Annotated in this window: 8 protein-coding genes and 2 pseudogenes; 4 read left to right on the top strand and 6 right to left on the bottom strand. The window is 47.1% G+C overall.

The features are described from left to right. From QUB61_RS35355 to QUB61_RS35335, 6 genes and pseudogenes are all read right to left on the bottom strand, one after another. Positions 1 to 757, bottom strand: a pseudogene (locus tag QUB61_RS35355) (cadherin-like domain-containing protein); the annotation flags it as partial. 76 nt (positions 758 to 833) lie between these two features. Continuing rightward, positions 834 to 2021, bottom strand: a complete 1188-nt coding sequence (locus tag QUB61_RS35350) for a TIGR03032 family protein (protein ID WP_333135383.1) — start codon at positions 2019 to 2021, stop codon at positions 834 to 836. Between the two features lie 541 nt (positions 2022 to 2562). Continuing rightward, positions 2563 to 2697: pseudogene (locus tag QUB61_RS40260) on the bottom strand (transposase); the annotation flags it as partial. A gap of 143 nt (positions 2698 to 2840) precedes the next feature. Further along, positions 2841 to 3911, bottom strand: a complete 1071-nt coding sequence (locus QUB61_RS35345; RefSeq protein WP_333135385.1) for an aromatic ring-hydroxylating dioxygenase subunit alpha — start codon at positions 3909 to 3911, stop codon at positions 2841 to 2843. Beyond that, a complete protein-coding gene (locus tag QUB61_RS35340; RefSeq protein WP_333135387.1) occupies positions 3911 to 4597 on the bottom strand; it encodes a methyltransferase domain-containing protein in 687 nt (228 codons plus the stop codon). Before QUB61_RS35340 ends, QUB61_RS35345 begins: the two co-directional genes overlap by 1 nt. 298 nt (positions 4598 to 4895) lie before the next feature. Further along, complete coding sequence (locus QUB61_RS35335) at positions 4896 to 6896, bottom strand: FAD-dependent oxidoreductase (RefSeq protein WP_445300315.1); 2001 nt, start codon at positions 6894 to 6896, stop codon at positions 4896 to 4898. A 227-nt stretch (positions 6897 to 7123) separates the two neighbouring features. Between QUB61_RS35335 and QUB61_RS35330 the strand changes: the two genes are divergently transcribed. The 4 genes from QUB61_RS35330 to QUB61_RS35315 all read left to right on the top strand — a co-directional run bounded on the left by QUB61_RS35330 (position 7124) and on the right by QUB61_RS35315 (position 9987). After that, positions 7124 to 7417 carry a hypothetical protein gene (locus QUB61_RS35330; RefSeq protein ID WP_333135389.1) on the top strand — a complete coding sequence of 98 codons (294 nt, stop codon included), beginning with the start codon at positions 7124 to 7126 and terminating at the stop codon, positions 7415 to 7417. Positions 7418 to 7648: 231 nt separating this feature from the next. After that, entirely contained in the window at positions 7649 to 7966 is a 318-nt protein-coding gene (locus QUB61_RS35325) for a hypothetical protein (RefSeq protein WP_333135391.1), read from the top strand. Between the two features lie 376 nt (positions 7967 to 8342). Next, on the top strand, positions 8343 to 8552 hold the full coding sequence (locus QUB61_RS35320) for a hypothetical protein (RefSeq protein WP_333135393.1): 210 nt from the start codon (positions 8343 to 8345) through the stop codon (positions 8550 to 8552). A gap of 13 nt (positions 8553 to 8565) precedes the next feature. Further along, entirely contained in the window at positions 8566 to 9987 is a 1422-nt protein-coding gene (locus tag QUB61_RS35315) for a CHAT domain-containing protein (RefSeq protein WP_333135395.1), read from the top strand. Positions 9988 to 10192 lie beyond the last annotated feature (205 nt).

Genomic DNA, 10192 nt, shown 5'->3' with positions numbered 1-10192 from the left:
TGGCATCGGTGTCGTTGGCTAACAGAGTTGAAGCCGCAATGGTGACGGCAGTATTTTGAGCCGTGGTAGCGCTGTCGCTGTTAGCCACGGGGGGTTGATTGGGGGGAGTCGATGCCTGACCAAACAGCACATAACTTTGCCCTGCATTGGTGATGCCGTTGCCGTCGGCACTTCTTGCCCCGATCATCAGGTCATCAAAGCCATCGCCGTTGACGTCCCCGGCGCTGCTGACCGAGTAGCCTGAGAAGTCACCCGCCGCGATGCCGTTAATCGCAAAGCCGTTGCTGCCGTTGAGCGCGGACAGGTTAAAGCTGGCATCAAAGCCACTGTTGCTGCCAAACACCACATAACTTTGCCCTGCATTGTAGATGCCGTTGGGGTCGGCACCAAATGCCCCGATAATCAGGTCATCAAAGCCATCGCCGTTGACGTCCCCGGCGCTGCTGACCGAAAAGCCTGATTGGTCAAAGGACGCGATGCCGTTAATGGCAAAGCCGTTGCTGCCGTTGAGCGCGGACAGGTCCAGGCCCGCACCAAAGCCACTGTTGCTGCCAAACACTACATAACTTTGCCCTGCAGAACTCATGCCGTTGGGGGCGGCAAAGTGTGCCCCGATAATCAGGTCATCAATGCCATCGTCGTTGACGTCTCCGGCGTTGCTGACCGAGTAGCCTGAGTAGTCATAGGCCGCAGTGCCGTTAATCGCAAAGCCGTTGCTGCCGTTGAGGTCCCAGAGGTTGAAGGTTGGTCCAAACATAGTGTTAGTTCTTCCTTGTTAGGTTAGTTGAAAGTTTTCACATCCCGACTTCTGGAAAGAAGTCGGTTTTCTTGCTTTAGTCGCCGATCGAGATCACGCGGCGAATTTCGTCAGTTTTCAACCCAATTGCCATCGGTTGCCGCACTCCTGGCAAGACTTGCACGTCGTATAATTCCTCTACAACTCCTTCAATGCGTAACGAGTGGACGATATCCCCACTTCTGAGGTCAATCACCAGCAGTCCACATCGGGCTTGGGCCTGTTTTGCCTGCAACTGCTCATCCAAGGCCAAGCCGGAAAACGTCTTGTTGTGCCTGGGTTTGGATATCCCCACCACGGCAAAATCACCGCAGAAACTCAAACCCCGGAGATATCCCGGACAAAAGGCTACCGCTTCAAATACTCCCCGTTCCAAATCTAGATAACCAAATTCCCCGCGACCTGAATTGAGCAACCACAGTTTATCCTTGTACCAACGGGGCGAGTGAGGCATCGATAAGCCTGTGGCGATCGCCCGATTGGTGCTAATATCGATCGCGCAGCCGCCATCTTTGCGTTTATCCCGCCAGCCATCCGCCACATCCGACTGACTCACTGCCGTGACGTAGCGGGGTTGACCGTCTCGCACCGCCAAACCATTGAGATGGCATCGGTCTTCTGCGGCTAATTTGGAAATAAACGGCGGTTTCCACAAGGGGACAAAGCTTTTCGTTTCGCTAATTGTGGCAAGGCAGCTAAATAGGGTATTGACGAAGACTACCCCCCCTAACATCCCGTTATTAAGGGAAGGAACTTGTGGTTCAACTTGTTGGTCCCCCCGAAGCTTGGGGGGCTGGGGGGGTTCAACCAGCACTACATCATGAATATCTAAATCTCCCGTGATATACCCCACTTGCGGTACATAAACGGCATCGCAGCCATCCGCTATTTGTCCGGGTTCTAGGGCATTTTCAAACCGCCACAGTTGATACAGCGAACTCAGATACAGGCTGCTGTTGTGGGCATACAATCCCATACACCGTTCAAATGTCCGTTCCAATACCCACAGTTGCCCGTTTTGTCGCAATCCAATGAAAAAGACCTTCCCCGCCTGATAGGTGGTGAAAACTAAACTGAGATTTTGTGAAGCTAACCAGGAAGTGAACTGCCGAGAGGTGTTGATTTCAAAAGCGGGTGTGGCGGTTGTACCTACTGCCTGTGGGAAATTACTAGAGGAAGCTGCTGTAGATTGGGGAGTGCGATCGCTATTTGGCATTAATGACATAGTTCAATCTCTATGTGTACGTCGTTCATGGAGTCACCTGATGAGCCGCCTAAATTAGCGCTGCTATCTTCAGGAATGCTTTGGACTGACTCATTGAGTCGGCCCGTGACCTCGATTGCCTCTTGAATTCGGTCTTAAGCTCGATCTCTGCTTTCTTTCACAAGCCGAGGTGAGCTTGGGGCGGCTAGGGCGATACCCTCAAAACAAGTCGCCTATAAATTGATTAATTCGCTCTTGCGATCTGCCAATAGTATTATTTATCGCCTCACTAGAAAAATTCTATCCGATCGCACTCCAAGCAAGATGTAAATATATAAAACTTCATCTGTTTTTCACGAGTTCACCTGAACAAATTCACTGACTTCATAAAAGACTTGCTGCCCCATATCGGCTTTTTGCGATCGATAAAACCGTGTGGCGATGCTTTCCCACTTTCGATAAGCTGTTCGGAATTTAAATTGTATGTCAAAAAACAATAAAACTCTTGTGGGGTGTCCCGCCCGCCCCGAATATGCAATTTAAATGCGCGACAGCTTAACGTTCACCGCAGGTGTCGCCACGGGGTACGAGTTCTGAGTATCAAGAGAATGCTGTTCGCCAGTTGTCGGCGATCGCGATCGGGTTTACCTGTTCGGGGTTTCAGTGGTGGAAGTAGCGGTGTCAACGAATCCCACTGTTCGTTGCTTAAGTCTCCAAGGGTTGATGAGCGTTAAGAGGTTGCGAGGCCTATTTTCTAGGATCCAACAAGGCAAGAAAACACATCCTAGCCTGTGCAGGCTGGTTCATTCATCCCGCCGCAGGTTTCAATCCGATCCTGAATTATCCATTTTCTGCCTGACTTCTCATCAACTTTTGCACGCTGGCTAAAGCCCGATTTAATTCGTAACTCTTTCTTTCTGAATTCTGCAAAAAAGCTTGCTGTTCTTCCTCAATCATTAACACATCCTGCCGCACCAAACCATCTAATAACTTTTGAGCAGCACCGAAACAACTATCTTTGATAAACCTGCGAAACCAAATCGGCAATTTGTGCAGCCGCCAAAACGCATTTAATGAGGTAAAGTGAATTAAATAAGCACGAGTTGCTGTCTCGCTCACCGGACAAACCAAGCAGTAAATCTTAAAGTCGCTCCCCAAGGTTGAAACCCAGTGCGGGTAAACATAACTCACCTCCAGCGGTTCCGGGTGCAGTCGGCGCAGAGATTTAAAAAACAACTGAGAAATTGACCAAATTTTATCTATTTTGTAATAACTTTGTGCCTGATAGCGAGCAGTTACTTGATGCTCGTTTTCTTCTAAAGTATCTAAAACCGGATTTGCCCAAGCTTGCCAATCATCATGCAAGTGTCCGTGGTACATATCCATCAAGTTTTCAATTAAAAATGAATAGTGTGCCTGACAGTCGATGACTGAAACTGTGGCAATATAATTGAGATGTTCCCACTCTGGCAAATCCAGTAAATGAGTTTTTTCGGCTTGGGTTTCGTCGCCGGGAAACAGCCAGATAAAACCGTTTTGTTCCTTGACTGGATAGGAGCGAATTTTGCAGTTAGGTAGCTTTTGATTTTCTGCTAAATAATCGACTTCGGCGCATTCTCCCCTGGCATTTAAGCGCCATCCGTGATAAGCACATTCGATTAAATCGCCTTTAACTCGGCCGTGGCTGAGTTTAACTTGCCTGTGCGGACATCTATCTTCTAAAGCGTTGATTTTGCCTGCACTGTCGCGGAAAAGTACGATCGCCCGATTCCAGATTTTCGCAGCGACGGGCTGAGTTTGCACCTCAGTGCTGCGGGCGATGGCATACCACCGATCGAGATTAATGCCCAACTGGCGGATGTGAGTTTTTTGTTCCCTTGCAGATACCGATTTTATCGCGTTGTTTTGCATTACAAATATTCCCAAATTACGCCCATAAAACTACCCAATTTTACAAAATAACAGCCGGGAAAGCAACGACAGTAAAGTTTTTTAAATTGCCGTTCTGACAAATACCTGCTGCTAGCTAAATATTTCAACCAGCTTGGCGAAAGTCTAAATCTTAATAATCTTAAAGCATTGCGAAATCCGTAGGTGGAACTGTCGGGAATAAAATCTCTCGCTGCACGTATTATGTAGCATATTGTAGCAGGTGTTTCGCCTTCTGATATATTATCTAAAAAGACGATTTTTCCGTGCGGTTTTAACAATTTTTTAAGTTCTGAGAGGGCGGCAGCGAGGTTGGGCAGTTGGTGAAAAGTGGCAGCACTAACTATTAAATCAAATTGGCGATCGAGCGCTAATTGACTGGCATCCATTTGGATGTATTCGATATTGGGGGCTGAGCGTTTTTGACTGGCTATCGCCAGCATTTTTGCTGATAAATCGACGGCGACTACATTATCGTAATACTGGGCTAATTCAAAAGCAAGAATTCCCGAACCGCAGCCAATATCTAATACTGCACCTTTGCTAGCCGATAGGTTTTTAGTAAAGAAATCGTTCTGGCTTTGCAAGGTGGCGGCGAAATCGTATTCTGTTGCAAAAGCATCAAACATTACAGAGTTATTGTGAATTTTGCAGTGACTTTTCAGCATCTATTATTGCTTTATACTCATTCAATAATATTTTAACCGCATATCCACCCCCCTCAACGCAGATATTTTTTTGGGCCGCAAGCTGTGCCTTTTCTCCTCAGGGAAACCACACCCGCAAACCGTAACTTATCTTAAAAAAAGAAAGCAACTGTAGGAAAGCTCCAAACCCTTATTGAATCAGTCATTCCCATTTCTTCAATTCTTTAATCTAAAATTTAAAATGGTATGGCTGGGGCGGGTTTCACCGAGAATAGCAGCTCATAATTGACGATTTATAAAACCCGCCCCGCTACAAACCTTAGATTTTTAACACGCCTTCGGGATTCACCGTTAAGAGCGATCGCCTCTGCAAACCCTCCTGATATAAAATAGCATTAGCTGCCAACAAACCGCTGCTCACTGCCCTTTCCATTAAACCGCAAGGAAACGGCATTTTTACCCAATCTCCCGCAAACAAAAGATTGGGAACCGCGCAGCAAGTTTCTGGTCTTTCTGCATAACTACCGGGCGGATATCCAGAAAAATTCTTTTGATTTACCAATTCCCGGTGCAGCATATTTGCCTCTTTTAATTCCGGTACAATTTCGTACAATTCTTGCTCAAAAGTCGCCAGCAAAACTTGCTGGTTCGGAAATTCCTTCTCCTTGTAACAATAAGCGTGCAGTTCCACTACACTACCGCCAGTTTCCTGATTCCACTCGATGAACCGATCCTGAATTTTGTGGTAAAGCGTAATGCTGTCAGTCAGTTTGTAGCCGGAAAGCGAAGTGAAATTGCTGTGTTCCCAGGGAAATTCGCGATCGAACCAAAAGCGGCCCACCGCAAACGGATCGGCTATTTTCAAGCTCTCAATGCGGCTGTGCACCTGCGGATTCACCTCACCGCGGCTCAAACTAAATAAATGCTGCATCCCCGGAACATCTGCCGCCAAAACATAGTAATCAGCCTTCAATGTTTCTCCCAAATTTTGCGGCTGCGATTGGTTAACCGCTGCGGTTAACTGTACCTCATCTGCTTTTTCATCGACCACCTTAAATCGAGGCAAATCCCGCTGAGCAGGCCCGCTGACAACTCGCCCTTCGGCATCAAAAACTGCCCCGTGACAAGGACAGTGAAATTGACCGTCGTTCTGTTTCTGAACTGTGCAGCCTTGGTGAGTGCAGCTCAGAGAAATTGCCTCTTTTCCCGACGGTGCGGCGGCAAATACGCTGTCCCCTGCGCCGAAATATTGGGTAGAGTTGCTGTCAGTTAACAGCGCGTTTCGCTTTACCCAAAAAGGTATTTTACTTTGCACGTCTGGCGACTGGTAACTCAGAGACTCAATCTGACCGTTTTCCCAGCGAATTTCACTGACTGCGACATCTGTCAATACTTTGCCGCCTTTGCTTTCAATGGCTTTGGCAATAGGCTGCACCAAACTCGTGCCCATATCTTGCCGCGTACCGTTGAAGGCCAAACCCTCTGGATTTCCGAAAAAGTAAAAGTGGAAAAATTGCATTAATTCTCCCGCGCTCAATTCGTCGGGAGCGTTGAGGCTGGATTTGGCAAAAGGCAGAAAATACAAGTCATAAAGCCCGCGCGGAAATTCACCTTTTACCCAGTCGGCAACTGATATATTGTCGAGGCGATCGAAAGTTTTTTTAGTCTGAAAACCGCCGATTTCCCGAAATACTTGCCAGTGAGCGGGTTTTGTAAGATTGATTCCCCACTTGAGCCGGTTGGGAGAAGATATGCCCAAGTCAACTATATTCCAGGGGAAAGCTGAATGGTTGGGACGAAAAACTTCTGGTTTGTATTTGCCGTCTCGAAACACAACGGCGTAGGATTCTAAAGATACAAAGTTATCGGTAATTTCTAGTTCTTCAACCACACTTTTGAGGTTGTAGTATTGCGGGAAAAAACCGTGGAAACCGTGTTCCATCATAAAAGTTTCGTTGCCGACTTGTATCGGCCAACTAGCAATTTTACCGCCGAGTAGGGGCGATTTTTCCAGCAGCGTCACGGCGAAACCCCGCTGGCTGAGCTCGTAAGCACAGGCGAGCCCTGCCAAGCCTGCCCCTACAACTGCAACGGTTTTGCGGTTATTCAGCATTCGCGGCAAGTCAAGAGAATCTTGCACAAAAACGGCGGGCTCTGGCTTGGAAAATCGAGAGTAGCCCAGCAGCCCGCCGGCGGCACCGACTCCGAGGAATTTGAGGGCGGTGCGTCGAGAAACTGGTTGGGATAGCGGTGAATTGGTTGATTGACTCATCAGCGGTACGCGGTAACGGGCTTTAAACACAAATACGCGATAAGGCATACATCATAGACCGAAATCACGATATGTGAAGAAATACTAAGACACATTTCCCAGTCGGATCGCGCACTCGGCACGGTTCTATCGCCCACAATCTATAGCAGAAGGAAGAAGGGTTTAGTTATCTAGGAGAGAAGGAAGAAGCGATCGACCGCATACTGCAAAATTCTCTAAATAATTAATTACATTTACATATTACTTAGGAGTGTGGGTGATCTAGGTCACAATAGTTGGATAATAAATCAGGAAAAGTGCAATATATTTTGAAGTTTTTAACCGCCGATGGCGTCTGTGCCACTATTAACATAGAGCGATCTGAGAAACTAGAAATTTTGGTGTTTTTTGACAGCGTTAACAGCATTTTTGTGCTGCGTGCAAGTACCTGTATTCGCGAAAATTGCCGCTACTCAAGTCAACGGCAAAACTTAAATATTCCGCCGCCAACTTGTCGCCCAAAATCTACAATCCGCCGGACTTTACCGCTAAGCTGGCAATACTTTGCTCCCTGTTTTAGAGCGGGGTGACTTTGATTGTTTGAACTTAATTAACAACCCAATATATCCGCGAGAAAAAGCAAGTATTTTAAATTTGCCCAACAGTAAAATCGCTGCATTTGGCTTAATAATTTTAGGCGATGTATTGCGGCTGACTGGTGCTTTAAAAAATTCACAAAGCCTAGAAAACCCGAACTCAAGAAAAACCCTCAAATTGAAACATTAGTATTTTTACTGGACGGGAATTTGCGGCCTATACCGATGAGAGAGCTTTACAAGGGGAAAGCCGAGAAGTATTTAGTAGAAGATAAATATGCGATCGCCATTTCGCCGCGCCTCCAAGTTTTTGCACCTCAACCGCTACAAGATAAACTAAAAGTCTTCGTCGGCGGCATAGGTGAACCGCAAAACATTGACGGTAAAAAATTCTTTCTCAGGTCAGTAGTTGTGAAGTTTCCTACAAATGTGCCACATCAATTTGTGTTGGGCTTATGCACAAAATTCTTGATAAGTTTCGGACAAGAAATTATTAGTTTGGCGACTGTCAATGATTTTATACTTTTAAATCTCGGTGATTAATTTGGTCATAGCTTGCTGTCGCCCTCAAGTTCTAGAATGGTGATTTTTAGCAGCTAAGCTGTTGTGCATTTAAATTGTATATTTCGAGTCCCGATCAAAAATCGTCAAATCCTCTCCCCCTCTCCCCTTCACCCCCTCTCCCTCTCTAATACCATAGGCAATCTAGATGCAACACAGCTTATAGCTAGCTGTTTGAGCCATTGTCAATTTCATCGTTAGTAGGCATCTCTTGTTCCCAGGATACTCAGAAAAATTTTGTCTGAGCAGCGATGCAGCCCGCGGAAGTTCAGCTATTTCTCCGATCGAGATCGGCTGGTGCGGCCACATCCTCGTGCATAGCCCTCTATTCCTTTTTCAGCGGGAATCTGCGATTTTTATGCACAACTTCTCCCTAATTTACAAAAGTTTACATAAATCGCGAATTTCTTGGCGCGGGGACTCTGTTGGTGCTGGTGTGCGCACCCTACAGCAGATATTTGCGGTTTGTCTTGAATGCTATAATGGTGTGGCGATCGCCGTTTCCGTGTCAAATATTCCCACCCACATCCAAACTTTTGCCAACTGCTGCCGCCAACTGCGCCATTAACCGCTCCAAAATCATGCACTACCAATCTCAGCAGCACCCTCAAAAACACAAGACTCAGAAAAAAATTAAAATAGCTATTTTTTACTGTTTGACAGCAATATTTTTCTGTCCGATTACTGCGAACCTCGCTGCAATTGCCCAAAACACAGGCATGGGCGGACTTAACGGGCAAGAAATGAGAAATTTGCTCGATCGGGGAAACCTCACCGAAGCCGTAAGCAGAATCGAACAAAACTGGGAAGAAGACTATCAAAAATACTTTGAACAAGACTTTGCGGCCCGTGCGAAAACCGCCGAAGCAATATCAAAAACTCTCTCCCGCCTAGCAGTTCAAACAAAGAAAAAACCAGCTTTAATTTACGCCATCCCGCGCACAGACCAACTAGAATTAATCTTAATATTACCCGATCGCCCGCCCATTCTCCGCAGCGTCCCGTCAGCCAAACAAGAGAAACTGCTCTCAGCAGTCAAAGAATTCACCAGTGAAATCACCAACCCCGTAAACATCAACACCACCAGCTATCTAGAACCAGCCCAACAACTCTACAAATGGATAGTTGCACCCCTAGAAACAGATTTGCAAACAGCAAAAATTGAAACCTTGGTGTTCTGCGTCGGCGAAGGTTTGCGAACCGTACCCCTAGCAGCAATGCACGACGGACAGCAATTTCTGATCCAAAAATACAGCCTCGCCCGCGTCCCCGCCTTCAAACTCACAGACACCGATTACACCGACCTCAGAAACGCGCAAGTTCTAGCAATGGGAGCATCAGATTTCGCAGAAACGGCGAACAAAGAACCGCTGCCGGCAGTGCCGTTAGAACTCGGCGCGATCGCCCGACAGTGGCCCGGTCAATCCTTTCTCAACCAAGATTTCACCATAGTAAACTTGCAATCCCAGCGACGGCAACAAAAATACGGAATCATCCACCTCGCCACCCACGCCGAATTCCGACCCGGAACCCCAAATAAGTCCTACATTCAATTTTGGGACACGCAACTGGGCCTCGATCGAATGAGAGATTTAAAATGGAACAATCCGCCTCTGGAACTGTTAGTATTAAGCGCCTGTAGAACCGCCTTGGGAGACAAAGAAGCAGAACTCGGATTTGCAGGCTTAGCGGTGCAATCAGGAGCAAAATCAGCCCTCGCTAGCCTGTGGTACGTCAGCGATGCGGGGACTCTCGCCCTGATGAGCGAGTTTTACCAGCAGTTAAAAATCAGCAGCCCAAAAGACCCTCCAATGATTAAAGCTGAAGCTCTCAGGCAAGCACAAATTGCTGCGATCGAAGGCAAAGTGACGATCGAAGGCGGTCAACTGCGAAGTTCCCGAGGCGAAACTCCCTTGCCCCCGTCCATCCCCAAACTCGACAGCAAAGATTTATCCCATCCTTACTACTGGGCAGCTTTTAGCATTATCGGCAGTCCTTGGTAAGTGAGCCTCTTGACCGAGAGTGATGATACGCTATAAAAAATAAAGTAATTCAATGCCTGTAGCTGTCGCTCAACAGCCCGCTGCCAAGCTGTGACGAATCAAGGGGGAGCCTTCAAGGGGAAACAAAGTTGACATCCTCACGCCCGCTTACGCCACGGTGATTCCAAGAATCACTTCTTAGATCTTTCTGCTTCATCGCAACTGC

Origin of the sequence: Microcoleus sp. C2D2, from assembly GCF_036702495.1 — a bacterium.
Taxonomy (GTDB): Bacteria; Cyanobacteriota; Cyanobacteriia; order Cyanobacteriales; family Microcoleaceae; genus Microcoleus.
This window is presented reverse-complemented; position numbering and strand designations above follow the sequence as displayed.

Bases quoted from the DNA above. Each gene is read 5' to 3' on its own strand.
- QUB61_RS35350 (WP_333135383.1), bottom strand. From the start codon at position 2,021: ATGTCATTAATGCCAAATAGCGATCGCACTCCCCAATCTACAGCAGCT.
- QUB61_RS35345 (WP_333135385.1), bottom strand. From the start codon at position 3,911: ATGCAAAACAACGCGATAAAATCGGTATCTGCAAGGGAACAAAAAACT.
- QUB61_RS35340 (WP_333135387.1), bottom strand. From the start codon at position 4,597: ATGCTGAAAAGTCACTGCAAAATTCACAATAACTCTGTAATGTTTGAT.
- QUB61_RS35335 (WP_445300315.1), bottom strand. From the start codon at position 6,896: ATGCCTTATCGCGTATTTGTGTTTAAAGCCCGTTACCGCGTACCGCTG.
- QUB61_RS35325 (WP_333135391.1), top strand. From the start codon at position 7,649: ATGAGAGAGCTTTACAAGGGGAAAGCCGAGAAGTATTTAGTAGAAGAT.
- QUB61_RS35320 (WP_333135393.1), top strand. From the start codon at position 8,343: ATGCACAACTTCTCCCTAATTTACAAAAGTTTACATAAATCGCGAATT.
- QUB61_RS35315 (WP_333135395.1), top strand. From the start codon at position 8,566: ATGCACTACCAATCTCAGCAGCACCCTCAAAAACACAAGACTCAGAAA.